This window comes from Ilumatobacter sp., from assembly GCF_039969435.1.
Lineage (GTDB): Bacteria > Actinomycetota > Acidimicrobiia > Acidimicrobiales > Ilumatobacteraceae > Ilumatobacter_A.
This window is the reverse complement of the sequence record NZ_JBDVNU010000036.1, coordinates 565157-588971: the sequence shown is the minus strand read 5'-3', so window position 1 is coordinate 588971 and position 23815 is coordinate 565157. Positions and strand designations below refer to the sequence as shown.

Below are 23815 nucleotides of genomic sequence, written 5' to 3'. Positions count from 1 at the left end.
GTCAGTCGACCGGCGGCAGGAGCGTGAACGGAACGACGGTGAACGGGTTCTTGTCCACCCGGCAGTGGGCGAAGATCTGTCCGTACTCCTCGAAGTCGAGTTCCCCCTTGACGAGGCGGTACGTGAACTTGCCGGGCTCGACGGTGAACGGGCTGACGTTGCGGGCAACCTGCTCGGACTCCTCGTCGAGCCCTCGACGGAACACGACCTCGAACACGCCGGATCCCGACTGACCCTCGGGGCAGAAGATCAGGGCGACCAGGTGCGGGCTGAGGGTGAGCGGGACCGCCTGAGTGGCGGCCTGGGAGAACATGATCCCGGTCATGTCGATCCGTGTCGACGGACCCGGCGCTTCACGCATCTCGAAGTTCTCGACGAAGACGGCTGCCACGATCTGCATGGCGCCGAGGGTAGCTACTGGCTCCACTGGAACAGGCGGGACACGATCTCGCCGTGCTGGCCGGCGATGACCGACGTCGCGAGCACGAGCGTGAGTCCCGATCCGACCCACGCCAGTGTGTCGGTGACCGCTTCCTTCGGTCTGACGGCCGCGAACACGAGACCGAGCAGGATCAACGGTGTGGCGATCCCGAGCATGAAGCCGGCCGAGGGCAGGAACTGGCCCCACGGGTCGCGCGGTCCTCGGGTGAGGATCGAGCCGAGTTCCTCGCCGACGCACGGGCGCCACCACTGTGTCACCATCGTCGCGACGAGCGCGACGATCCCGAAGGTCGCGACGGGGGACCCGACGACGTCGCCGACGCCGGCCGTCCACCTCGGATGCTCACGCCGGAACAGACCGGGGAAGCCGAGGGAGACGACGGCGACGATCAGCAGCGTGGCGGTGATCCGCAACTGGGTGTCGGTGATGTTGCCGAATCGGTTCGTGGTGAAGAACCACCCGCCGAGCACGACACCGGTGACCGCCCCCGCCGCTGCCTGCCATCGTCCCCGCGCCGCCAGGATGGTCGACGCGACCGGGGCGATGATCACCAGGTGGCAGACCTGGACGATGGATCGGACCCCCTCGACGAATGCATCGATCACGGAAATCTCCTGGTGTCCGGTGGGACGACGTCGGACGGTCGGAAGCTCAGGCGTTCTTCTCGTCGATCAGCGCACCGACGGCGGCGTCGATCTCGTCGTAGGCGCCTTCGCCGATGTGGTCGTAGCGGACGTTGCCGTCGGCGTCGATCAGGAACAGGCGCGGCCAGAACCGGCGTTCCTGCCACGAACGGAAGTTCAACTTCTCGTTGTCGATGGCGATCGGCCAGACGAGCCCGTTGTCCCGGGCGGCGGCGGCCACCGAGTCCACGTCGCGTTCGTGGTCGAACTCGGGGGCGTGGACGCCGATCACCTCGAAGTCGTCACCTGCGTACTTCGCGTGGAGGTCGCGCATGTGCTCGTACGTGGCCTGGCAGTTGCTGCACCCGAAGGTCCAGAACTGGACGGCGAGGACCTTGCCGTCGAAGTCCTCGAACGACGTCGCGTCGGTCTGGAGCCACTCCTGCACGTCGAGGAACTCGGGATGCGGCCCCCGATCGGGGAGGTCGGGAGTGTTCGGATCGAGCGTGGTGGGCGGTGCGGTCGCGACAACCGCGCCGGGTGCGGCGTCCGTCGCCACCGGTGCAGTCGAATCGACGACCGTGTCGCCCGCTGCGTCGACCACGGGTTCCGCCGTCGGCGCCGCAACGGAGTCGTCGATCGAGGTGTCCGACGGTTCCTGTTCCACGGATGCCTCCACGTCGGCGTCGGATCCGTCACCCGAGGTGGCCACCAGGCCGACCACGACGGCACCGACGAGCCCGAGCGAGATGACGGCGGCGATGCGGCGTGCGTCCATGCCGACGAGTGTCGCAGTTCACTCCGCACGCCGCCGGGAACGCCAGCGAACCGTTCGCGAAACAGCCGGCACCGTCCGAATGTCGTCGATTCGGTCGGACCGGAACTCGACCGGGTTCACATCAGACGGCGAGGAACCGTCAGCACGACGCGATACGAACCGGCGACCGGCACCGGACCGAAGCGGCGCGAGTCGACGGCGTCGACGTCGACGTTGTCGGACATCACGCGCATGGTGGTCCCGTCGACCGACTCGACCCGTTTGACGAGCCAGAACCCCGGCTGCGCGGGATGCTCGAGGCAACGCAACTGACCGGGCGTCGCACGCATCGCCGAGATCGCGATCAGGCCCTGGCCGTGGACGAGGGTCGGCTCCATCGAACGATCCGCCACCACGAAACGACGGACACGACGCCAGGGTGAACTGATGGAGCGGAGTGGTGACGCGCTCACCCGTGCAGTGTAGGTTTCGCTCTGTCGACCGTCGGGCAACCCGACGGTTGTCCCACATTCCGATCGTCCCTCGAAGGAGACACACATGTTCGCCAAGTTCTTTGCGTCCGCCACCACCGCCCACGCTCACTGCGACCTCTACTGCGGGGTGTACGACCCGGCTCAGGCCAAGATCGAAGCGCTGTCGGTCGTGAAGACCGCGAAGAAGTACGCCGAGTCCGACGACGAGGTCTTCCGTGCCCGCTGCATCTCGATCAAGGAGGCCCGAGCCGAGGAGACCAAGCACCACCTGATGGTGCTGTGGGCCGACTTCTTCGCTCCTGCCCACTTCGAGGAGCACCCGAACCTGCACCAGCTGTTCTGGGATGCGATCCACCAGGCGGGCGAAGCGAAGAAGACCATGGATCCGGCCGCCGGCGAGAAGCTGGTCGAACTGATCGACCAGATCGCCGAGATCTTCTGGAGCACTGAGAAGGCCGCCGGCATGGGCGTGTACCCGCCGTCGAGCTGAACCACGATTCCTCGGACCCGCCGTCGCCTTCGTGCGCGGCGGGTTCGTACGTTTTCGGCTCCCCGCCCTCGAGGGACCCGTAGACGGTCTCGGTCTGACGAACCCGATGGATAGCGTGCGGTGGGTATGTCGCACGAAGTCGCGGACGCTCGCTCGACACGCGAGCAGATTCTCGATGCGGCGCGCCAGTGCTTCGCCCACGCCGGTTACAGCTCCACCTCCCTGAACGACATCGCCGCCGAGGTGGGAATCCGGCGTCCGAGCCTGTTGCACCACTTCGCGTCGAAGGAGGCGTTGTACGAGGAGGTGTTCGAACAGTTGCTGTCGGACTGGTTCTCCCGCCTCGCCGATTCGATCACGGCTCCGTCGCAGGGTCTGGAGAAGGTGGAGCAGGTGCTCGACGCAGGGTTCGGGTTCTTCGCCGACAACCCTGCATACGTGACGCTGATGCGTCGCGAGGCGATCGACGGCGGAAGCCACCTGGCGATCGATCTCGCAGCGACCCTCCGCCCGTTGTTCGACGAGGCGGTCGACTACTTCGAGCGTGAGATGGCCGCCGGCGTGTTCCGCGACCAGGATGCCGCTCAGTTGCTGCTCACCGGGTACGGGGCGTTGCTCAGCTACTTCTCCGACGCGCCGTTCCTCGAAGGGCTGCTGGACGAGAGCCCGCTGACGGAGGCGTCGCTCGCGCGACGAAGGTCCCACATCATCGAATTCTTCCGATCCGCCCTGGAGCACCCCGCATGAACGGTTTCACCCCCACCCGAGCCGACGCGTACGAGCCACTCGACCGCGCGACCACCGATCGGTGGATGCGCTTCGGCACGTCCGGCACGACCACGTATCCGATGCTGCTGGGCATGGTCGTCGAGGACGTCCGGGTCGACTACTGCCGGATGCGTCTGCCGTTCCGCGAGGAACTGTTGCAGGCCGCCGGGTTCATGCACGGCGGGGCCTTCGCATCGCTCTTGGACCACGTGATGGTCCCGGCGGTGGGTGCGGTGCTGGACGCCGGCCAGAACTTCTCGACCGTGGACATGCACGTGCAGTTCATGCGTGGGATCGTCGGTGGCGACAAGGCCGAGGACGCCGTCGCGGAGGGATGGGTGACGCGTCGGGGCCGCCGCACCGTGTTCTGTGAATCCGAGGCGTTCGGCGCCACCTCCGGCGACCTGCTCGCCAAGAGCGTCCTCACGTACTCCGTCTCGCCCCTGCGCTGACCTCGAACGTCCCCGCCGGGGTCGGTCCGGGACCCGCACGCAGCGGAGAGCGCCGGCGATCTCGCCGGCGATGCCGGTGGCCGGCGGTCGGCCGAAACTACGATCGGCGTCGATGACCCTCTCCTCGACTCTGTCCGAACGCGCATCCAAGGCGCTCCTCGCTGCGCACGGCGTCCCGATCGCCGCCGAGCGTTTCGTGGGTTCCGCCGTCGAGGCGGGCGATGCCGCCGACGAGATCGGCTACCCGGTCGTGGCGAAGCTCAACGGCGACGCGATCGCACACAAGACCGAGCGCGGGTTGGTCAAGCTCCGCCTCGGTGACCGCGCTGCCGTCGAGGCGGCCGCGTCGGAACTGCTCGCCGCGGCTCGCCCCGACGACGGTGATGTCGACGTTCTGGTCGCACCGATGGTGTCGGGCAACCGCGAGCTGATCGCGGGCATCGTGCGCGACGCCCAGTTCGGGGCGATGGTGATGCTGGGCGTCGGCGGGATCCTCGCCGAAGCTGTCGCCGACGTCGTGTTCCGCCCGGCACCACTCGATGCGGCGACCGCTCACGACATGATCGACGGGTTGGCGACGCAGAAGCTGCTCGGTGAGTTCCGCGGAGAAGCCGCTGTCGATCGCGGCCAGTTGGTCGACCTGCTGGTCGGACTCGGACGTCTGGCAGCCGAACGAGACGACATCACGAGCATCGACATCAACCCGCTCATCGTCGATCCGTCCGGGCACGTGATCGCCGTGGACGGGCTGGTCGAGATCGGTGAGCCGTCGGTCCGCACGGCCACCTTGCGTCCGAGGCCGACCGACGAGCAGTTCCGTGCGTTGTTCGAGCCGCGCGGCGTGCTCGTGACCGGGGCGTCGACACATCCGGGCAAGTTCGGTTTCGTGTCGTTGCACAACTTGTTGTCCAACGGGTACGCCGGCAAGGTCTTCGGGACGAACCTGAAGGGCGAGAACGTGCTCGGAGTCGACACCGTGGCCGACATCGAGTCGCTGCCCGACGGTGAGATCGATCTCGTCTTCGTGTGCACACCTGCGTCGACGAACCCCGATCTCCTCCGCGCGTGCGCAGCGAAGGGCGTCCGGGCCGCTTTCCTCACCTCCGCGGGCTACGGAGAGGCCGGAGAGGCCGGCATCGCGGCGCAGCGTGACCTCGTGGCGCTCGCCGACGAACTCGGGATCCTGCTCGCAGGCCCGAACGGGCAGGGCGTCGTCAGTACTCCGGTCGACATGTGCGTGCAGATCGTGGCGCCGTACCCGCCTGCGGGCTCGATCGGTGTGGCGAGCCAGTCGGGCAACTTCGTGTCGAGCTTCCTCAACCATTCGAGGGCCACCGGGGTCGGGATCAGCCGTGCGGTGTCAGCGGGCAACGCGGCTGCGGTCGGTGTCGCCGACTACCTCGACTTCTTCGCCGACGACGACGCGACCACCGTCGGGCTCGCCTACCTCGAGGGCATCACCGACGGGCGGGGCCTGATGGACCGCCTCGCCGGCGTCGCCGCTCGCAAGCCGCTCGTGATCGTGAAGGGCGGAGCCACCGAGGGTGGTGCAGCCGCGGCAGCGAGTCACACCGGCGCATTGGCAGCCGACGACAAGGTCTTCGACGGCGCATGCCGCGCAGCCGGCCTGACGCGTGCCGACAGCATCGAGTCCGCGTTCGAGGCCGCCGCCACGTTCGCCACGCAGCCGCTTCCGGCCGGACCCAACGTCGTCGTGCTCACCACCGTGGGTGGGTGGGGCGTGGTGACCGCCGACGCGATCACACGCGACCGCGACCTCGTGCTGATGGACCTGCCCGACGACCTGAAGGCGGCCATCGACGCCAAGCTGCCGGCGCGCTGGAGCCGCAACAACCCGATCGACTGTGCCGGCGGCGAGACGCGCGACACGATCCCGGAGATCATGGAACTCGTGGCCACACACCCCGACGTCCACTCGATCGTCTACCTCGGGCTGGGCATCCAGTCGAACCAGGCGCAGATGATGCGTCAGGGGAGGTTCTACCCCGACCACGGGATCGGACGCATCGTCGAGTACCACGAGCGTCAGGACACTCGTTTCGCCGAGGCCGCACACGAGTTGAGCGTGCAGACCGGCAAGCCGATCCTCACGTCGACCGAACTCGCCGTCGCCGACCCGTCGAACGCCGGGCCCGTGGCCGTCCGCGCGACGGGTCGCCTCTGCTATCCCAGCGGGGAACGGGCGGTCGTCGCGCTGGGCCACATGCTGCGACGAGTCGAGTACCTCCGAGCGCGTTCGTCGTGAACCGCCCTCCCGATGCGATGACGCGCCTCGCCGAGCGCGAGCCGCCACGCGGACCCCGGAGGCGACGGCGCGGGATCGGGCCACTCGTCGTGCTCGGGATGTTCGCCGTCGTGCCCGCACTGGCGTTGTACGCGCTCTTCGTGTGGTCGAGTTCGAAGATCGACGACAACGTCGCCGCTCCGCCTCCACCCACCACGCTGGTCGCCCCGCCGCTGCCCGACGAGCCGTTGGCCAACTCGATGCTCACGTTCCGACGCATGCCCGCGCTCGTGTCACGCGGGCTCAACGTCGAACAGTTCGTGGCCGACACGGCTCCCTTCCTCGCCACGATCAACGACCGCAGCTGCGCCACGGTGTCCGTCGACGGCAACCCGGTGGGTGCGGTCAACGGCGGCCTGGCCGTGATCCCCGCCAGCACCCAGAAGATCATCGTGGCGGCCGTGGCGCTCGAACTGCTCGGTGACGACCACGTGTTCACGACGCGCGTCGTCGTCGACGATGCTCCCGTCGACGGCGTGGTCCAGGGCGACCTCGTCCTGCTCGGTGGAGGCGATCCGTTGCTGTCGTCGGACTGGTACCCGGCATCGGGCCTGGAACGGCGACCGGTGTTCGACCCCACGTCGCTCGATTCGTTGGCCGACCGCGTGCAGGCGGCCGGGATCACCCAGATCACCGGTGCCGTCCTCGGCGACGGATCCCGGTACGACGACGAGTTCTTCGCTCCTGGATGGGGCAACGGCGTGGCGGGTCTCGAAGCGGGCCCGTACGACGCGCTGATGGCCAACGACGCACGCGTCCTGGGCGAGGACCAGCGTGGCGACAACTCCAACAGCGCGGCGGCACGCGAGTTCACACGCCTCCTGCGCGATCGAGGCGTCGTCGTCGACGGCGAACCCGGCGTCGGTTCGGCAGCCGCCTTCGCCGGCGAGCCCTCCGAGGTGGCCTCGATCGACTCGGTCCCGCTGACGGGCGTGGTGGCCGAGATGCTGACGAACAGCGACAACAACACCGCCGAGCTGCTCGTCAAGGAGATCGGTCTCGAAGCATCGGGAGGAGAGGAAGGGACCCGTCAGGCCGGCCTCGCAGCGATGGCCGAGCAGCTGGCGGCGTGGGGTGTCGACACGAAGGACATCGTGCTGGCCGACGGGTCGGGGCTGAGTCTCGACAACCGGCTCACCTGCGACGCGCTCGTCGCGGTACTCCAGCGCAGCGGGCCGACCGACACGATCGGCGCGGCGCTCCCGGTGGCGGCCGAGACGGGCACCCTGTCCGACGCCTTCGTCGACAGCGCCGTGGCCGGCCGCCTCCTGGGCAAGACCGGCACGTTGAACAACCCGCCGTTCAACCAGGACCCGCCGGCGGTCAAGGCGCTGGCCGGCTACCTTCCCGTCGACGGCGGCGGAGCGGTGGAATTCGCGCTCGTCCTCAACGGCCCCACGATCTCCGACCAGAGCGAGTACCGACCGGTGTGGAGCGCACTCGCCGACACGCTCGACACGTATCCGTCCGGCGCCTCCCCGGCCGACGTCGGACTTCGCTGACCACGGGCCATGATGGGGGCGGTGAGCGACGACTTCGACGAGTTCGACGACGGCCAGTGGGGCACGTCGAACATCGACCTCGTGGCCGAGCCGGTGCGCTACCCGCGGTCACCGCTCCTCGCCCTGCTCGCGCTCGCCCTGCTCCCGGCGGTCGGGTTGTTCGTACTGCACAGGTGGGCCGACGGCGAGGCCGACGCCTACGAGGACAGTCGGGGGACCCAGGGGCTGCTCGACGCGGACCTCGACGGACGCCTCGCCGGTGCCGACGAGGAGCCCACCGACGACGACCTCGAGGACATCGACGGGTTCGACGTGCTCGATCCGGTCCTCGCCACCTCGCTGTTCGACTTCCGTCGAGCACCTCGCACGGTCGGCACGGTGGCGAGCGCCGGACAACTCGAAGCCGACCTCGCGCCGCTCTTCGGGTTCATCGGGCCGAGCTCGTGTGCGGCGGTCGCCGTGGACGGGGTGACCGTGGCGGTCGCGAACCCCGACGTGCCCGTCATCCCGGCGAGCAACCAGAAACTGTTCGTCGCGACCGCTGCACTCCAGATCCTCGGACCCGACTTCCGCTTCGCCACCTCCGTCGCGGTTCCGCCCGCGCAGGAGGGGGTGGTCGACGGCGACATCTACCTGATCGGTGGCGGTGACCCGCTGCTCACGAGCGACGACTACCCGATCACCGACGACGGCCAACCGGCGGTGAACACGACCTCGTTCGACGTGCTCGCCGATGCGTTGGTCGATGCGGGGATCACCCGCATCCGCGGGACGGTGATCGGTGACGGCTCGCGCTACGACGACGAATGGGTGATCGACGAGTGGGCCGACGACGTGCCCTTCATCGAGGCGGGCCCCTACGACGCCCTGCTCGCGAACGATGCCCGCGTGCTGGGCCGCTCGGGCCGCCAGGACGACCCGAACGAGGGCGCTGCACGGGAGTTCGCCCGACTCCTGAACGACCGGGGGATCCGCGTCGACAACGGGTGGGGGAGCGGCATCGCATCCACGCTGGTTCCCGTCGTGGCCACCGTGGAGTCCGAACCCCTGAGTGCGATCGTCGGCGAGATGTTGCTCACGAGCGACGACAACACCGCCGAGATGCTGCTCAAGGAGATCGGATTCGCTGCTTCGGGCCAGGGAACGAGGGCTGCGGGCCTCGAGGCGATGACCCGGACGATCGGCGAACTCGGTGTCGACCTGACCGGTGTCACGTTCCGCGACGGCTCCGGGTTGAGCAACCAGAACCGGGCCACCTGCTCGGCACTCCTCGACATCGTCCACCTGGGCCGAGGGACACCCGTGGAGGCGGGGCTTCCGGTTGCGGCGGAGACGGGAACGCTGCGAGACGAGTTCACGGCCACGGTCATGGCCGGCCGGCTCCGAGGGAAGACGGGGACGCTGACCGGGGTCAAGGCGCTCGCGGGAGTGGTGGACCCCCTTCCCGGCAGCGAGGATACGACCGGCACCATCGAGTTCGCCGTCGTGTTGAACGTCGAGGGAGCCGGTGACGAGAACGTGTACCGCACGATCTGGTCGGCGTTCGGGGAGAGGGTCGCCACCTACCCGGCGGGTCCGGGCACCGACGTCCTGGGGCCGAGATGAGCGTGATGCCCATGTTCCCCCTCGGTTCGGTGCTTCTGCCCGGTGGCGTGCTGCCGCTGCACGTGTTCGAGCCGCGCTACCGGCAGATGGTGATCGACTGCCTCCAGGCCGACGGCACCCCGGAGTTCGGCCAGACCCTGATCACGCACGGCAGCGAAGCGGGCGGTGGTGACGCGCGGGCGACCGTGGGAACCGTGGCCCAGATGCTCCAGGTCGAAGCCCTCGACGAGGAGCGGTACGCGATCGTCGCGGTCGGCGTGCGTCGGATCCGGGTCAACGCCTGGTTGCCGGACGACCCGTACCCGCTCGCCGACGTCGACGACTACCCCGACGTCGATCCCGACCCGCCGGGCCTGGCGCTCGACGTGGCCGCGACCCACGCCCGGGTGCGCGCAGCCCTGACGATGGCGATGGAACTCGGCGACGTGCACGTCGACCTCGGCGAGACCGAGATCGCCGACGACCCTCTCGTGGCGACGTACCACCTGGCATCGCTGGCACCGATCGGGCCTGCGGACCGCTATCGGTTGCTGTGCGCCGACGGACCCAGACGACGCCTCGACGTGCTCGACGAGGTGCTCGACGACGTCGAGGCCATGCTCAAGTTCCGTCTCTCCTGACCATCCGCCGCATCGTCTGATAGAAACAAGACGTGCCAGACAGCAAGCAGGACGCGTCCCTCGGCGAGGTCATCGACTTCGTCAAGACCTACGCCAAGCAGGAGACGGTCGGCCCGCTCAAGGGCGTCGGGCGATGGTTGGCCTACGGCGCGGCGGCGGCGTTCGCGATGGGCCTCGGGCTGATGATCGTGCTGCTCGGGCTCCTGCGCCTGATCCAGACCGAGGCCGACCGCCTCGCAACCGGCTCGCTGTCGTGGGCCGCCTACGGGATCACGTTGATCGTCACGTTGGGGTTGCTCGCGTTGACACTGTTGCGCATCAAGAAGTCGACGCTCAACAGAGAACCCAAGTAGAAGCTCGAAGAAGAAAGAGAGTGACGGGGACCACCATGGCCAAGAAGACCGCACCCGCCGAAACCACCAAGATCACGCCGGACGACCTGCGCGAGAAGCTGCAGGCGTTCCAGGGCGACATCCAGGGCAAGGTCGAGGACCAGAAGACGTCGATCGCCACGGTCGTCGGCGGCGCCGGGATGGTGCTGATGATCATCATGTTCCTCCTCGGCAAGCGCTCCGGGAAGAAGAAGAGCGCCATCGTCGAGATCCGCCGGGTCTGATGGCGCTGCTTCCTCGCGCGTTCCGTCCTGCCTACGTCATCCGTCAGACCGCGCTGCGCAAGGGCGTCTTCGGGCCGAGCCTGTTCTGGAAGGTCATCGCCGGCTGGGTGTTCGGCAAGTCGACGATCAAGAAGTTCTTCGGCAAGCAGCCGGAGAATCTCGGCACGTGGAAGGTCGGATCGAACGGCTTCGTCAACGTCATCAACGCCAAGCCCCCCACGAAGAAGCAACGCAAGGCCTCGGGCATGACCACGAAGGCCGCCAGGAGCGCCATCATCGCGGCCGCCGTCGCCGACGCTCGCCGCAAGAACCCCGACGCCAAGATCGTCGTCAAGTCCAAGTAGCGGGGCATCGGGTCCGAACCGAGTCGGCGACATCCATCGTGGATGTGTGTGACCAGGTTGGTTCCGGGCCGTAGCCTGGACGGCCGATGTTGGTGAAGATGCGCAATCCGAAGCGGGAGGTCGAGATGCCCGCCGGGCAGACGGTGAACCGCCTGCTCGACGACCTCGACCTCGTCCGCGAATCGCACCTGGTCATCTGCAACGGCACCCTCGTTCCCGGCGACGCCCGCCTCGCCGACGACGACGTGATCGAGATCCGCCCGGTCATCTCGGGTGGAGCGTCGTAGGTGCCCGTCTCGGGTTCGAAGTGCCGGGCCTGCAAGGCGCCCGCCGTGATCGATCTGCCGCGTCACAACGCAAACTTCTGTGCCGAACACCTGCTGCAGCTCTGTCGACGTCAGATGGCCAAGGCGATCGACGACTATTCGATGTTCGGTCCCGACGATCGCATCCTCGTCGCCGTCAGTGGGGGCAAGGACTCCCTCGCGGTGTGGGACATGCTGATCGAAGCCGGCTACCAGGCGGACGGCTTCTACGTCGGCCTCGGGATCGGTGACTACTCGGAGGAATCCGGTACGTACGTCCGAGCCTTCGCCGAGGAACGCGGGCTGCACCTCGTCACCGTCGACTTGCGCGAGGACTACGGCTACGACGTCCCGACGGCGGCCCGGGCGACCAAGCGGGTGCCGTGTTCCGCGTGCGGGATGTCCAAGCGGCACCTCTTCGACAAGGCCGCCATCGACGGTGGGTACGACGTCGTGGTCACCGGCCACAACCTCGACGACGAGGCCGCCGTGCTGCTCGGCAACGTCCTGCACTGGGACGTCGACTACCTCGCTCGCCAACTCCCCGTGCTGGAAGCCGCCAACGGCTTTCCCCGCAAGGCCAAGCCGTTGGTCCGTCTCACCGAGCGCGAGACCGCCGCATGGTGCCTGATCAGGGGAATCGACTACCTGGTCGAGGAGTGCCCCATCGCTGCGGGCAACCGGCACCTGCACCACAAGGACGTGCTGAACGCGATCGAGAAGGAGTCACCGAGCACCAAATCGGCGTTCTACCTCAACTTCATCGACAACATGGCGCCGCTGCTCGCCGGCCAGACCGCAGCCGCCCAAGGAGAACTGCGCCACTGCGATCGCTGTGGCGCCCCCACGACCGGAGAGGTCTGCGCCTTCTGTCGGTTGGTCGCAACGGCCGGCGCACACGAACCCGTACCGGTGGAACTGGTGTTGGGGAAGCGAGGACGACGATGAGTGACGAGATGACGGCGAACGACACGGCCGCCGAGACGGCGGTTGCAACGGCGACGAACCCGGTGATGGCCGGCGACGAGGTCAACGCCTTTCGTGCCGACGACAAAGCGGTCCTGCTGGACGTGAAGAAGCGTCGCTACCTGATCGACCTCGCCGACGACGGTGAGTTCCACAGCCACGCCGGGTTCGTCCGGCACGCCGACATCATCGGGCAGCCCGAGGGGTGTCGCGTGCGCTCGACGAAGAGCGCCGAGTACATCGTGTTGCGTCCGACGCTCGAGGACTTCGTCATCGAGATGCCTCGGGGTGCCCAGGTCATCTACCCCAAGGACCTCGCGCCGATCTGCATGCTCGCCGACATCGGCCCCGGGATGCGCGTGTTCGAGAGCGGCGTCGGGTCGGGGGCGCTGTCGACCATGATGCTGCGCTACGGGGCGCACATCACGGGGTACGAGATCCGTGAGGACTTCGCCAATCGGGCCAAGGCCAACGTCCGCGGGTTCCTCGGCGAGGAGGCGCTCGAGCGCTACGACGTCCACATCGCCAGCAGTTACGACGGCATCGACGCAGCCCACGGCACGTTCGACCGGGTCGTGCTCGACCTGCCCGAACCCTGGCAGGTCGTCCCGCACGCCGAGTTCGCGCTGCGTCCGGGCGGGATCCTGCTCGCGTACACGCCGTCGATCACGCAGGCCGCTCAGGTGCGCGAGACGATGAAGGGCAAGTGGATCGACGCTCGCACCATCGAGGTGCTCCATCGCGGCTGGCACATCGAGGGCCAGGCGGTCCGCCCCGACCATCGCATGGTCGCCCACACCGGGTTCCTCAGCGTCGCCCGGTTCCTCGGCAAGGGCCGCACCGACGCCGCAGGCTGATCCACGAGGTCAGCTCGGGCGCACCAGGCCGAGCGCCTCACCGAGACCGAGGAGTTGGTCGTGGATCGGCGGCCACTCCACGTCGGGGTGGGCACTGCTGAGGCCGACGATCCCGTGGATCCAGGTGTGGACCTGGACCGCCACGATGTGTGTCGAGCGGCCGTCGTCCAATGCGAGCAGCATCTGTTGCACGAGGTCGACGAGGATCAGGAACGTCGAGTTGGCGACGATCGACGTCTCGGCCTCGATCTCGATGTGGTGCGAGAACATCACGCGGTACTGGCCGGGATACTGCAGAGCGAAATCGGCGTAGCCCACACCGCACCGTTCGAATGCGTCGAAGGCATCGCCGTCGCCGCTGCACGCATGTTCGAGTACCCGCAGGAAGTTGTCCCAACAGTGACGCACAGCGGTCTGGAGCAGTTCGGTGTGGTCGGAGAAGTGGCGGTACACCGCGGTCGGCGACACACCCGTTCGACGTGCGATCGCACGAAGCGAGATGCCGTCGACCGAGCCGTGCTCGGCGATCAGGTCGGCGGCTGCATCGAGGAGATCGGTGCGGAGTTGGTCACCCTCGCCGCGCGCACTGCGCGGTCGGGGTTGCTCGACGGTCGATTCGATCGTCGATCTCGGCACACGCCAGAGGCTACCCGTGCCGAGCGATCGGGGTCAGCAGTCGTTCGATGCGCTCGGCGGGATCACGATCTCCAGACCCAGGCAAGCGAACCGGTACGCCTCGCGTGAGGTCCGGGGAACGTCGAAGGCCCCGGGCGTGGAACCCGGGGCCTTCGATCGGTTGCTCAGCGCGCTGAGCCGTTGAGAGGGTCGAGCGACGTCAGGGCTCGATGTAGATGCACTCGCCAGGGCACTCCTCGGCGGATTCCACGACGCCGTCGAGTTCCTTGTCGTCGAAGTTCGCGAGTCCTTCGGCACCCTGGGGGTTGCCTTTGGCCTCGGCGAAGATCTTGTCGCCCTCGACCACGTAGGCCAGACCGTCGTCCAGCAGCGTGAACACGTTGGGGGAGATCTCTTCGCAGAGACCGTCGCCGGTGCAGAGATCCTGATCGATCCAGACCTTCATGTCAGTGGTGCTCCTTGTTGTGTCGAACGGTTCGGACGCGAGGACGGCGCCCGGTGGCGGTGTTGCCTGTGACATGAGTTTACACGGTGGACCACGTGCAAACATGCTTCTGGCGAGCCGGTGTACCGTTGCTCCATGGCGACCGAATCCGAACTGTCAGAGCAGGTCCACCTCCTCGGCGAGGAGATCGAGCACCTGCGGAGTCGTCTCGCCGAAGCCCCGCGCCGGGTGCGGTCGCTGGAGGAACGACTGCTGGAGACCAAGGGCCAACTGTCCAAGGCGGTCGCCCAGAACGAGAAGCTCTCCTACACGCTGCGTGAGGCCCGCGAGCACATCGCCACCCTGCGCGACGAGGTCGACAAGCTGTCCCAACCGCCGTCGGCCTACGGCGTCGTGGTCGGCAAGAACGACGATCGAACGATCGACGTGCTCACGTCGGGACGCAAGATGCGGGTGTCTCTGCATCCCGACATCGATCACGAGATGCTGGATCGTGGCGCCGAGGTGGTGCTCAACGAGAGCATGAACGTCGTCATGGCGCGCACGTCGGAGGTCACGGGCGAGGTGGTGACGGCCCGCCAGGTCATGGACGACGGTGTCCGTGTGCTCGTCGTCGGCCGAGCCGACGAAGAGCGCGTCTGTGAACTCGCCGACGGGCTGCGGGGCACGCTGATCCGCAGCGGCGATCACCTCCGACTCGACCCCAGGTCGAACCTGCTGCTGGAGAAGCTGGCCCGCCCCGAGGTCGAGGACCTGCTGCTCGAGGAAGTGCCCGACATCTCCTACACCGACATCGGTGGACTCGACGCACAGATCGAGGAGATCGCCGATGCGGTCGAGTTGCCCTTCCTGCACCAGGACCTGTTCGCCGAGCACCGCCTGCCGGCGCCGAAGGGCATCCTGCTGTACGGACCCCCGGGGTGTGGCAAGACGCTGATCGCCAAAGCGGTGGCGAACAGCCTCGCCAAGAAGGTCGCGGAGAAGGTGGGGGAGGGCAAGGGACGCTCGTACTTCATCAACATCAAGGGCCCCGAGCTGCTCAACAAGTACGTCGGTGAGACCGAGCGCCAGATCAGGCTCGTGTTCCAGCGGGCGCGGGAGAAGAGCGACGAGGGCTGGCCGGTGATCGTCTTCTTCGACGAGATGGACTCGATGTTCCGCACCCGCGGCTCGGGGATCAGTTCTGACATGGAATCGACGATCGTTCCGCAGTTGCTGGCAGAGATCGACGGCGTGGAGGGTCTGACCAACGTGATCGTCATCGGAGCGACGAACCGCGAGGACCTGATCGATCCGGCGATCCTGCGGCCCGGTCGCCTCGACGTGAAGATCAAGATCGAGCGACCCAACGAGGTCGGCGCGGCGGCGATCTTCGCCAACTACCTCACCGACGAGATCCCGATCGGTGAGGGATTCTCCGTTCCCGAGATGATCGCCGAGACCGTCGCCGAGATGTACAAGGACGACGAGGCGAACCGTTTCCTCGAAGTGACGTACCAGAACGGCGACAAGGAGATCCTCTACTACAAGGACTTCTCGTCGGGCGCGATGATCGAGAACATCGTCCGTCGAGCGAAGAAGCTCGCGATCAAGAGGGTCATCGCGGGCGGGGCGCGAGGAGTGATCACGCAGGACCTGCTCGACTCGATCCGCCAGGAGTACAAGGAACACGAGGACCTTCCGAACACCACCAATCCCGACGACTGGGCGAAGATCTCGGGCAAGAAGGGTGAGCGAATCGTGTTCATCCGCACCCTGGTCTCCGAACACGCCGATCACGACGTCAGTGGCGGCAAGGCGATCGAACGAGTCGCCACCGGGCAGTACCTGTAGCGCCGGCTCGGTCCGCCCCGGCGGGTACGGTCCGGGGATGACCCGAGAACCGCGAACCCACGACTTCGTCCTGTTCGGCGCCACGAGCTTCGTCGGGCAGATCCTCACGCGTCACCTCGTCGAACGCCACCGGGGCTCCGACGTGACCTGGGCCATCGCCGGTCGCTCGGCCGCCAAGCTGGCATCGGTCGCAGCGGAGGCGGGCGCCGACGTGGAGCAGATCGTGGTCGACGCCGACGATGCGGCGGGCCTCGCGGAGATGTGCGCCCACACGAACCTGGTCATCTCGACCGTGGGACCGTACGCGCTCCACGGGTCGAAACTCGTCGCCGCCGTGGTCGAAGCGGGAATCGACTACGTCGACCTCACCGGGGAACCGCAGTGGATGCAGCGGATGATCGACCGCTATCAGGACCGGGCCGTGGAAACCGGTGCACGCATCGTCCACGCCTGCGGGTTCGATTCGGTCCCGTCGGACATGGGGGTGTGGTTCCTTCAACGTGAGGCACAGGAGCGTCTCGGCGCTCCGTGCACGTCGATCAGCATGGCGGTCGCAGCGGCGAAGGGCGGAGCGAGCGGCGGCACGATCGCCTCGATGATGAACATGATGGAGGAGGTGTCGGCCGATCCGAGTCTGCGCAAGATGCTGGGGAACCCGTATGCGCTCGCGGTTCGCGGCGATCGTGAGGGGCCGACGCAACCGAACGTCACGCTTCCCGAGTACGACGACGGGCACGCCACCTGGCTCGCTCCGTTCGTGATGGCCGCAACGAACACCAGGGTCGTCTTCCGGACCCATTCGCTTCTCGGGCACGTGTGGGGAGACGACTTCACCTACGGCGAGGCGATGGCCATGGGTGACGGTGTGACCGGACGGGCCAAGGCGCTCGCGATGAGCGGAGGAATGGGTGGCCTCATGGGCGCTGCTGCGATCGGCCCGGTCCGCAGGACGATGGCCCGGTTCCTCCCCGCCGCAGGTGAGGGTCCGTCGCCCGAGGCGCAGCAGGCCGGCTTCTACGACCTCCGCTTCCACGGGAGGACCGCGGCCGACGACGACCTGATGGTCCAGGTGACGGGCGACAGCGACCCCGGGTACGGATCCACGTCGAAGATCCTCGCCGAGGCGGCGACCACGCTGGCGTCGAGTGAGGTGGCCGGCGGCTTCTGGACACCCGCCACCGCGCTGGGTGACCCCTTCGTCGATGCTCTGGTCGAGCACGCCGGATTGACGTTCGAGGTCGTCTGAGGTCGACGACCCGGCGACTGTGCCGCGGGTCGTCAGCGACGCAACGGACCCGGGCGGAGGCCGTTCCGCGGGCGCCGGAAGAATTTTGTCACTCTGTGTGGTTCAATGCGCGTTCGTGCAACGATTCGTTGCTATGTTCTTGACATCCCTCTGAAGAAAAGAAGAATCTTTCCTGATTCTTCACGTGGGGGGCACAAGAACGGAGACCACGATGGCAACTCTCAGCGCCCTTCCCGGTCGGGACTGGCAACTCGCGTCGGAACCGTTGCGGGCGGGCAGGGAACTCCTCCGTTCGGCCACTTCACTCGCGCAACGTCCTCCGGTCGCACCTCCCTCGGCGCCGGCCACGACCGACGGCGCCCGTGGGCCTCGCGGTACGAAGCGGGTCGCGGCGGTCCTCGCGCTGGCCGGACTCGGCCTCGCCGCATACGCGGTGGACAGCGGCGACTCGACTCCCGTCATCGGCCCGACGACCGATGAGGCCTTCGTCGACGCGGCGGATCTTCCGGCAGGGTCGATGTTCCACGTGGTCGACCAGATCGGCGCCCGCGACATGTGGGCAGCGGGCTTCACCGGCGCAGGTGTCAACGTCGCGGTCGTCGACACGGGAGTGGCAGGGGTCGACGGACTCGACGGTGAGGGCAAGATCGTCGCAGCGGTCGACCTGACCTCCGAGGCCGCCGATCCGACGACCCGGTACCTCGACAGCAACGGCCACGGCACCTTCATCGCGGGCATCATCGCCGGGAACGAGAGCGGCACGCCCGCCGCCGACGCCGTCGACACGCCGCAGGAGTTCAAGGGCGTCGCTCCCGACGCCGGCATCGTCTCGGTGAAGGTGGCCGGTCGCGATGGTTCGACGAGCAGCAACGACGTGACCGCCGGCATCGACTGGGTCGTCGACAACGCCGTCGAACTCGACATCGGTGTCCTCAACTTCGCATTCGACAGCGGGTCCACCCTCCCGTACCAGGAAGATGCGCTGACCGCCGCACTCGAGCGTGCATGGAACGCCGGCATCGTGGTCGTGGTTCCGGCCGGCAACGACGGCGCGGATGCGGGCCGGCTCGCCTCGCCGGCCATCGACCCGCACTTCATCGCCGTCGGCGGTGTCCGTGCGCTCGACGACGGATTCGAGATCGCGGAATGGTCCAACAGTGGTGACGGTGTCCGGAACCCCGACATCGTGGCACCGGGCGCACACATCCAGAGCCTCCGGGTCCCCGGCAGCGATGCCGACGTGAACCACCCCGAGGGCTTCGTCGACGGTGAGACCTTCCTCGGGAGCGGTACGTCGGAAGCAACCGCCGTCGTTGCGGCTGCGGCCGCACTCCTGCGTGATGCTCATCCCGACTGGACGAACGACCAGATCAAGAGCGCTCTCACCACCACGTCGACGCCGCTCGCCGGTGTGCCGAGTGCGCTGCAGGGTCACGGACTGTTCGATGTGGTCCGGGCGTCCGGCGCCACCACGCTCTCCGAGCCGAACACGTGGCCGGCCGCCAACGGGGTCGACGCTCCGATGACGGCGTTGCGCGCCGACGGCTTCGTCGGCATCTGGTCGGGCACTCAGTGGTCGGGCACTCAGTGGTCGGGTACACAGTGGTCCGGGAATCGCTGGTCGGGTACGCAGTGGTCCGGTACACAGTGGTCCGGGAATCGCTGGTCGGGTACGCAGTGGTCCGGGACGCAGTGGTCCGGGAATCGCTGGTCGGGCACGCAGTGGTCCGGCACGCAATGGTCCGGCAACCGCTGGTCCGGGACTCAGTGGTCAGGCACCCAGTGGTCCGGGACGCAATGGTCCGGCACCCAGTGGTCGGGGACGCAATGGTCCGGCACCCAGTGGTCGGGGACGCAGTGGTCGGGGACGCAGTGGTCGGGGACGCAGTGGTCCGGCACGCAATGGTCCGGCAATCGCTGGTCCGGTACGCAGTGGTCCGGTACGCAATGGTCGGGCACGCAATGGTCGGGCAATCGCTGGTCCGGGACTCAGTGGTCAGGCACCCAGTGGTCGGGGACGCAGTGGTCGGGGACGCAGTGGTCCGGCACGCAGTGGTCGTGAACGTCTCCGGTACTTGCCGCTCAACAAGTGCGGGTTCGAGGCCGATGAGTAGGGGTGAACGCTAGGGAGCAGGAATCGGTGGCGGCTGACGCGTCGATCGATGCCGGGCGATCGCCCGTCGTCGACGTCGTCCTGCTCGCGATCGGGCTCTTCGTCTTCGGCTGCATCGCCATCCTGCTCGTCGCCGATTCGAGTTCCCCGATCCGCTCAGCGCCGGCCTGGATGCCGCTGGCCGTCGCGTTGTTGTTCGGCCTGTCCGTCCTCGCGGTGTTCCACGTGGAGGTTCGTCGCGAGGCGTTCTCCTTCTCGCTGTCGGAGGTCCCGGTCGCCATCGCGGTGATCTTCCTCGCACCCGTTGCAGGAACGGTCGCGCGATGCGTCGGGGCGTGTGTGGCACTCGTCCTGTTCCGCAGCCTGCCGCGCTTCAAGTTGGCGTTCAATCTCGGTTCGTTCGTCGCCGAGATCGCGATCGTCTACGCGATCGCGTACCCGGCTCTACGCACCGGCGAGCCGAGCGACACCAAGGTCGTCCTCGTGGTGACCGGAGCGATGATCGTGGCGTCCCTGGTCGGCTCGGTGACGGTGTCTTTGGCGATTTCGCGGTTCGAGGGCGACACTCGAGCACAGGTCGTGAACGCCCTCAGGTCGTCGTGGGTCCAGGTCGTGAACGCAGTGACCGGGGGAGTGGTGCTCGGCCTCGCTCTGGCATCTCCGCTGATCGCCGTCATCGCGATCGTTCCGGTGACGGCCCTGTGGGCGCTCGTCCGCGCGAACGGAACGATCAACCAGGAGCTCCGCGACCTCGACGAGGTCCACGGGTTCACCGGACGGATCGGCACGTCGCTCGATCTGGACACCGTCTGCACCACCGCCGTCGAGGACGTCGCCCGCATCCTGCGCTCCGACGTCGCCGTCCTGCGCCTCGCACGTCCCGTCGGCCCGGCCGTCGTGTTCGCCCACGGCATGGCCGGAGGTGACATCGACGTGCGGGCCGACGATCCGTGGTGGGCGACGATCTCGGACGGGACCGCACCGAGGCGCGTCCCCGCCGGCGAGATTCCGCCACACCTCGGTGCCGCCCTCGGCGTGAAGCCTCAGTTGATCGTGTCGCCGGTGGCAGATGCGGCCGGCGTGATCGGCACCCTGGTCGTCGCCGGTCCCGGGGGAGTGGACCGACACTTCGACAATCGGAGCGTGAAGCACCTGCAGAATCTCGCCGACCAACTCGTGACCAACTTGCGCAAGGCGCTCCTCCACGAACAGGTCGACCACGAAGCGCGCCACGACACGCTGACCGGGCTCCCCAACCGAAACGCATTCGAAGGGCACGTCACACGACGGATGGCAGAGCAACCCCCGCGCACGGGCCACTACGTACTGATGCTCGACCTCGATCGGTTCAAGGAGGTCAACGACACCCTGGGTCATCACGCAGGCGACGACCTCCTGGTCGAGTTCAGTCGGCGGGTCGCCGACGAGGTCGGCGACGACGACATGCTGGCGAGACTCGCAGGGGACGAGTTCGCGATCGTCACCTCCGGCATCGACGACGAATCGGCGCTCGACCTGGCTGCCCGATGTCGTCAGGTTGCGAGTCGACCGGTCATCCTCGACGGCCTCTCGGTCGTGGTCACGGCGAGCGTCGGCATCGCCGAGTTCGTCGACGCCGACCGCGACGCGGTCGGGCCGATGCGACGCGCCGACGTGGCGATGTACAACGCGAAGTCGAACCACCTCGGCATCGAGCTGTACCGACCCGAACTCGACCGGCGCACACCGGCTCGACTGTCGATGCTGGGTGACCTGCGCGAGGCCATCGAGGAAGGTCATCTCGGGGTCGAGTTCCAACCGAAGCTCGACCTGTCCAGCGGCATCATCACGGGCGTCGAGGCACTCGTCAGGTGGACTCACGCGATCCGTGGAGTGGTCGAACCCGTCGAGTTCATCCGAGTCGCCGAGGAGACCGGACTGATCAAGCAGCTGACCGATCTGATGCTGGGGAGGGGAATCGCCGCGCTGAGCGAGTTCCACGAACGCGGTCACCTGCTGGGACTGTCGGTCAACCTCTCGACCCACGACCTGGTCGACGGGCAGTTGGCCACACGCGTCCGCGCCCACCTCGAAGCGAACGGCGTCGAACCCGGGTCACTCACGCTGGAGATCACCGAATCCTCACTCCTCATCGACGGAGCACGTGCCAGGGCGACGATCGACGACCTCCACGCACTCGGTGTGCGGCTGGCCATCGACGACTTCGGAACCGGTTACTCCTCGCTCAGCTATCTCCGCCAGTTGCCGGTGCGTGAGTTGAAGATCGACCGGAGCTTCGTGACCAACCTGCTCACCGACCAGCAGGACGAGGTGATCGTGCGTTCGACCATCGACCTCGGTCACAACCTCGGGCTCGAGGTCGTCGCCGAGGGTGTGGAGAGCGACGCGGTCCTCGACCGTCTCCGGTCCTTCGGGTGCGACGTCGCCCAGGGCTACTGCATCTCGCGACCGCTCACGTCCCAGCGGCTCCTGAGGTGGCTGGCCACGACCGAGCATCCGAGTCGCCGTCGCGATCCGCTGCACCCGGAGGAGTGGATCGACGAGATCGACACCGATCGCCGGCTCTGAACGCACGGTCGAGCAACTGCGAGAGGCGTCCCGTGCCCGGATAGGTTGACCGCATGGCACTGCCGAAGGTGTGTGGCATCGAGACCGAGTACGGAATCGTCGTCCGCGGCGCGGACAACAACCCGGTCACCGCCTCGTCGTTGCTGATCAACGCCTACCTGGCCGACACGGCTCGTGCGCGGACGAGGATCGGCTGGGACTTCGAGGACGAGCAACCGGCGAACGACGCCCGCGGCTTCTCGCTCGACACGTCGCTGGCACCCGAGGTGGAGACGACGTTGGTCAATGCGGTGCTCACGAACGGCGCTCGGTTCTACGTCGACCACGCTCACCCCGAGATCTCCACGCCCGAGGTGCGCACCGCTCGAGAAGCGCTCACGTGGGACCGCGCTGCCGACGAGATCATCCGCCGATCGATGATCGCCGCGAAGTCGATGCTGCCCGACGGCGCCGAGATCGTGATCCACAAGAACAACTCCGACGGTAAGGGCAACAGCTACGGGTGTCACGAGAACTACCTCCTCGCACGCGAACTGCCGTTCGGGCGACTCACACGCCAGATCACGCCGCATTTCGTCACGAGGCAGATCTTCACCGGTGCGGGCAAGGTCGGCTGCGAACTGGCAGGGCGCATGTCCCAGGACGTTCCGTACCAACTGAGCCAACGCGCCGATTTCTTCGAGGAGGAGATCGGGCTCGAGACGACTCTCAAGCGACCGATCGTCAACACCCGCGACGAGCCGCACGCCGACCCGCAGAAGTACCGACGACTGCACGTGATCGTCGGCGATGCGAACATGAGCGAGGTCGCCACCTATCTCAAGGTCGGCACCACGGCCATCGTCCTGTCCATGATCGAGGACGACGAACTCGGCGACGACTGGGCGCTGGGGCACCCGGTGCCGGCGATCCGCCAGATCAGCCATGATCCGACGCTGACGCAGACGATCCAACTCGCCGGCGGGGGCAGGGCGACCGCCCTCGAGATCCAGTGGGGGTTGTTGGAGCGGGCGCGCAAGTACGAGCAGTCGCACAGCCTCGAGTCCGTCGGCGAGGCGGTCGGCGCCGACGTGCTCGCCCGGTGGGAGCAGATCCTCACCGGCCTGGAGAGCGACCCCGAATCGCTCGCCCACCAGGTCGACTGGATCGCGAAACGCCGCCTCGTGGAGGGATACGCCGCTCGCCACGGAGTCGAGTCGGGATCCGACAGACTCAAGGCGATCGACCTGCAATACCACGACATGCGCCCCGACCGGTGCCTCGCACTGCGAGTCGGACTCGACACGTTGGTGACCGACGAGGAGGCGACGTCGGCGATGACGGAGCCGCCGGCCACCACGCGGGCGTACTTCCGCGGTCGCTGCCTGGAGAAGTTCGCCGGGGAGATCGTGGCAGCCAACTGGGATTCGATGGTGTTCGACGTCGGACGCGATCCGTTGCGCCGCGTTCCGATGATGGAACCGTTGCGCGGGACCGCCGACCACGTTGGTACGTTGATCGACGAGAGCAACTCGGCCCGCGAACTCCTGGATCGCCTCGGCGACCCGACGGCGTGATCCGGTCGAGGAACCGATCACTCGACCCCATCATTCGACCCCATCACCCGACGAGGAGCATCACCATGGCGGAACGGCAACAGAAGTCGAAGCAGACCGGGGAACGCACCGATGACGCCGTCGTCGAGGCGACGCCGCCGGTGACCGAGCGCGGCGACGAGTTGAAGGCCGAGCTCGACGATCTCCTGGACGAGATCGACGAAGTGCTCGAGACCAATGCCGAGGACTTCGTGAAGTCCTACGTCCAGAAGGGCGGGGAGTGAACGGTGCCG

The 23815-nt window shown here is 67.4% G+C and carries 25 protein-coding genes; 19 read left to right on the top strand and 6 right to left on the bottom strand.

Translation table 11 applies throughout. The features are described 5' to 3' along the window. Position 1: 1 nt before the first annotated feature. The 4 genes from ABJK40_RS20015 to ABJK40_RS20000 form a co-directional block, all read right to left on the bottom strand. Positions 2-400: a hypothetical protein gene (locus ABJK40_RS20015; RefSeq protein ID WP_348481706.1), complete on the bottom strand. Its 399-nt coding sequence runs from the start codon at positions 398-400 to the stop codon at positions 2-4. A gap of 14 nt (positions 401-414) precedes the next feature. Then, positions 415-1047, bottom strand: a complete 633-nt coding sequence (locus ABJK40_RS20010) for a hypothetical protein (RefSeq protein ID WP_348481708.1) — start codon at positions 1045-1047, stop codon at positions 415-417. A gap of 46 nt (positions 1048-1093) precedes the next feature. After that, entirely contained in the window at positions 1094-1843 is a 750-nt protein-coding gene (locus tag ABJK40_RS20005; protein ID WP_348481709.1) for a redoxin domain-containing protein, read from the bottom strand. Between the two features lie 116 nt (positions 1844-1959). Next, positions 1960-2295 carry a S26 family signal peptidase gene (locus ABJK40_RS20000; RefSeq protein ID WP_348481711.1) on the bottom strand — a complete coding sequence of 112 codons (336 nt, stop codon included), beginning with the start codon at positions 2293-2295 and terminating at the stop codon, positions 1960-1962. 85 nt (positions 2296-2380) lie between these two features. Between ABJK40_RS20000 and sodN the strand changes: the two genes are divergently transcribed. The 13 genes from sodN to ABJK40_RS19935 all read left to right on the top strand — a co-directional run bounded on the left by sodN (position 2381) and on the right by ABJK40_RS19935 (position 13146). Then, complete coding sequence (gene sodN / locus ABJK40_RS19995) at positions 2381-2806, top strand: superoxide dismutase, Ni (RefSeq protein ID WP_348481713.1); 426 nt, start codon at positions 2381-2383, stop codon at positions 2804-2806. Between the two features lie 126 nt (positions 2807-2932). After that, complete coding sequence (locus tag ABJK40_RS19990; protein ID WP_348481715.1) at positions 2933-3553, top strand: TetR/AcrR family transcriptional regulator; 621 nt, start codon at positions 2933-2935, stop codon at positions 3551-3553. Further along, positions 3550-4026 carry a PaaI family thioesterase gene (locus ABJK40_RS19985; protein ID WP_348481717.1) on the top strand — a complete coding sequence of 159 codons (477 nt, stop codon included), beginning with the start codon at positions 3550-3552 and terminating at the stop codon, positions 4024-4026. The genes ABJK40_RS19990 and ABJK40_RS19985 overlap by 4 nt, the downstream gene beginning before the upstream one ends. 112 nt (positions 4027-4138) lie before the next feature. Beyond that, positions 4139-6292 carry an acetate--CoA ligase family protein gene (locus ABJK40_RS19980; RefSeq protein WP_348481719.1) on the top strand — a complete coding sequence of 718 codons (2154 nt, stop codon included), beginning with the start codon at positions 4139-4141 and terminating at the stop codon, positions 6290-6292. Further along, a complete protein-coding gene (locus tag ABJK40_RS19975; RefSeq protein ID WP_348481721.1) occupies positions 6289-7833 on the top strand; it encodes a D-alanyl-D-alanine carboxypeptidase in 1545 nt (514 codons plus the stop codon). The genes ABJK40_RS19980 and ABJK40_RS19975 overlap by 4 nt, the downstream gene beginning before the upstream one ends. A gap of 21 nt (positions 7834-7854) precedes the next feature. After that, positions 7855-9438: a D-alanyl-D-alanine carboxypeptidase gene (locus tag ABJK40_RS19970; protein WP_348481723.1), complete on the top strand. Its 1584-nt coding sequence runs from the start codon at positions 7855-7857 to the stop codon at positions 9436-9438. 5 nt (positions 9439-9443) lie between these two features. Further along, positions 9444-10058: an LON peptidase substrate-binding domain-containing protein gene (locus ABJK40_RS19965; RefSeq protein ID WP_348481725.1), complete on the top strand. Its 615-nt coding sequence runs from the start codon at positions 9444-9446 to the stop codon at positions 10056-10058. A 32-nt stretch (positions 10059-10090) separates the two neighbouring features. Next, complete coding sequence (locus ABJK40_RS19960; protein ID WP_348481727.1) at positions 10091-10411, top strand: hypothetical protein; 321 nt, start codon at positions 10091-10093, stop codon at positions 10409-10411. A 35-nt stretch (positions 10412-10446) separates the two neighbouring features. Further along, positions 10447-10674, top strand: coding sequence for a hypothetical protein (locus tag ABJK40_RS19955; protein WP_348510382.1), 228 nt, complete (start codon positions 10447-10449; stop codon positions 10672-10674). Continuing rightward, positions 10674-11018 (top strand): hypothetical protein, encoded by a 345-nt coding sequence (locus ABJK40_RS19950; protein WP_348481731.1) that lies wholly within the window; start codon positions 10674-10676, stop codon positions 11016-11018. Before ABJK40_RS19955 ends, ABJK40_RS19950 begins: the two co-directional genes overlap by 1 nt. Before the next feature lie 86 nt (positions 11019-11104). Next, positions 11105-11305 carry a MoaD/ThiS family protein gene (locus ABJK40_RS19945; RefSeq protein ID WP_348481732.1) on the top strand — a complete coding sequence of 67 codons (201 nt, stop codon included), beginning with the start codon at positions 11105-11107 and terminating at the stop codon, positions 11303-11305. Between the two features lie 45 nt (positions 11306-11350). Next, positions 11351-12271 (top strand): ATP-binding protein, encoded by a 921-nt coding sequence (locus ABJK40_RS19940; RefSeq protein ID WP_348481734.1) that lies wholly within the window; start codon positions 11351-11353, stop codon positions 12269-12271. After that, positions 12268-13146, top strand: a complete 879-nt coding sequence (locus ABJK40_RS19935; protein ID WP_348481736.1) for a tRNA (adenine-N1)-methyltransferase — start codon at positions 12268-12270, stop codon at positions 13144-13146. The genes ABJK40_RS19940 and ABJK40_RS19935 overlap by 4 nt, the downstream gene beginning before the upstream one ends. A gap of 9 nt (positions 13147-13155) precedes the next feature. Here the strand turns inward: ABJK40_RS19935 and ABJK40_RS19930 are convergent, their stop codons facing one another. Then, a complete protein-coding gene (locus ABJK40_RS19930; protein ID WP_348481737.1) occupies positions 13156-13782 on the bottom strand; it encodes a TetR/AcrR family transcriptional regulator in 627 nt (208 codons plus the stop codon). Positions 13783-13981: 199 nt separating this feature from the next. Further along, positions 13982-14227 (bottom strand): ferredoxin, encoded by a 246-nt coding sequence (locus tag ABJK40_RS19925; RefSeq protein WP_348481739.1) that lies wholly within the window; start codon positions 14225-14227, stop codon positions 13982-13984. A 135-nt stretch (positions 14228-14362) separates the two neighbouring features. Here ABJK40_RS19925 and arc point away from each other — a divergent pair, with 135 nt between their 5' ends. The 6 genes from arc (at position 14363) to ABJK40_RS19895 (ending at position 23806) form a co-directional block, all read left to right on the top strand. Beyond that, positions 14363-16060, top strand: coding sequence for a proteasome ATPase (gene arc / locus ABJK40_RS19920; RefSeq protein ID WP_348481741.1), 1698 nt, complete (start codon positions 14363-14365; stop codon positions 16058-16060). Positions 16061-16097: 37 nt separating this feature from the next. Beyond that, on the top strand, positions 16098-17306 hold the full coding sequence (locus ABJK40_RS19915) for a saccharopine dehydrogenase NADP-binding domain-containing protein (protein WP_348481742.1): 1209 nt from the start codon (positions 16098-16100) through the stop codon (positions 17304-17306). Positions 17307-17517: 211 nt separating this feature from the next. Further along, positions 17518-19368, top strand: coding sequence for a S8 family serine peptidase (locus ABJK40_RS19910; RefSeq protein WP_348481744.1), 1851 nt, complete (start codon positions 17518-17520; stop codon positions 19366-19368). Positions 19369-19446: 78 nt separating this feature from the next. Further along, on the top strand, positions 19447-21987 hold the full coding sequence (locus ABJK40_RS19905) for an EAL domain-containing protein (RefSeq protein ID WP_348481746.1): 2541 nt from the start codon (positions 19447-19449) through the stop codon (positions 21985-21987). 53 nt (positions 21988-22040) lie between these two features. Then, positions 22041-23543, top strand: a complete 1503-nt coding sequence (gene dop / locus ABJK40_RS19900) for a depupylase/deamidase Dop (RefSeq protein ID WP_348481748.1) — start codon at positions 22041-22043, stop codon at positions 23541-23543. A gap of 65 nt (positions 23544-23608) precedes the next feature. Then, positions 23609-23806 (top strand): ubiquitin-like protein Pup, encoded by a 198-nt coding sequence (locus ABJK40_RS19895; protein ID WP_348481750.1) that lies wholly within the window; start codon positions 23609-23611, stop codon positions 23804-23806. Positions 23807-23815 lie beyond the last annotated feature (9 nt).

What these genes read in the sequence shown, in the direction of transcription:
- ABJK40_RS20015 (WP_348481706.1), bottom strand. Translation starts at nt 400, where the DNA reads ATGCAGATCGTGGCAGCCGTCTTCGTCGAGAACTTCGAGATGCGTGAA.
- ABJK40_RS20005 (WP_348481709.1), bottom strand. Translation starts at nt 1,843, where the DNA reads ATGGACGCACGCCGCATCGCCGCCGTCATCTCGCTCGGGCTCGTCGGT.
- sodN (WP_348481713.1), top strand. Translation starts at nt 2,381, where the DNA reads ATGTTCGCCAAGTTCTTTGCGTCCGCCACCACCGCCCACGCTCACTGC.
- ABJK40_RS19990 (WP_348481715.1), top strand. Translation starts at nt 2,933, where the DNA reads ATGTCGCACGAAGTCGCGGACGCTCGCTCGACACGCGAGCAGATTCTC.
- ABJK40_RS19985 (WP_348481717.1), top strand. Translation starts at nt 3,550, where the DNA reads ATGAACGGTTTCACCCCCACCCGAGCCGACGCGTACGAGCCACTCGAC.
- ABJK40_RS19980 (WP_348481719.1), top strand. Translation starts at nt 4,139, where the DNA reads ATGACCCTCTCCTCGACTCTGTCCGAACGCGCATCCAAGGCGCTCCTC.
- ABJK40_RS19965 (WP_348481725.1), top strand. Translation starts at nt 9,444, where the DNA reads ATGCCCATGTTCCCCCTCGGTTCGGTGCTTCTGCCCGGTGGCGTGCTG.
- ABJK40_RS19955 (WP_348510382.1), top strand. Translation starts at nt 10,447, where the DNA reads ATGGCCAAGAAGACCGCACCCGCCGAAACCACCAAGATCACGCCGGAC.
- ABJK40_RS19950 (WP_348481731.1), top strand. Translation starts at nt 10,674, where the DNA reads ATGGCGCTGCTTCCTCGCGCGTTCCGTCCTGCCTACGTCATCCGTCAG.
- ABJK40_RS19945 (WP_348481732.1), top strand. Translation starts at nt 11,105, where the DNA reads ATGTTGGTGAAGATGCGCAATCCGAAGCGGGAGGTCGAGATGCCCGCC.
- ABJK40_RS19935 (WP_348481736.1), top strand. Translation starts at nt 12,268, where the DNA reads ATGAGTGACGAGATGACGGCGAACGACACGGCCGCCGAGACGGCGGTT.
- ABJK40_RS19925 (WP_348481739.1), bottom strand. Translation starts at nt 14,227, where the DNA reads ATGAAGGTCTGGATCGATCAGGATCTCTGCACCGGCGACGGTCTCTGC.
- arc (WP_348481741.1), top strand. Translation starts at nt 14,363, where the DNA reads ATGGCGACCGAATCCGAACTGTCAGAGCAGGTCCACCTCCTCGGCGAG.
- ABJK40_RS19915 (WP_348481742.1), top strand. Translation starts at nt 16,098, where the DNA reads ATGACCCGAGAACCGCGAACCCACGACTTCGTCCTGTTCGGCGCCACG.
- ABJK40_RS19910 (WP_348481744.1), top strand. Translation starts at nt 17,518, where the DNA reads ATGGCAACTCTCAGCGCCCTTCCCGGTCGGGACTGGCAACTCGCGTCG.
- dop (WP_348481748.1), top strand. Translation starts at nt 22,041, where the DNA reads ATGGCACTGCCGAAGGTGTGTGGCATCGAGACCGAGTACGGAATCGTC.
- ABJK40_RS19895 (WP_348481750.1), top strand. Translation starts at nt 23,609, where the DNA reads ATGGCGGAACGGCAACAGAAGTCGAAGCAGACCGGGGAACGCACCGAT.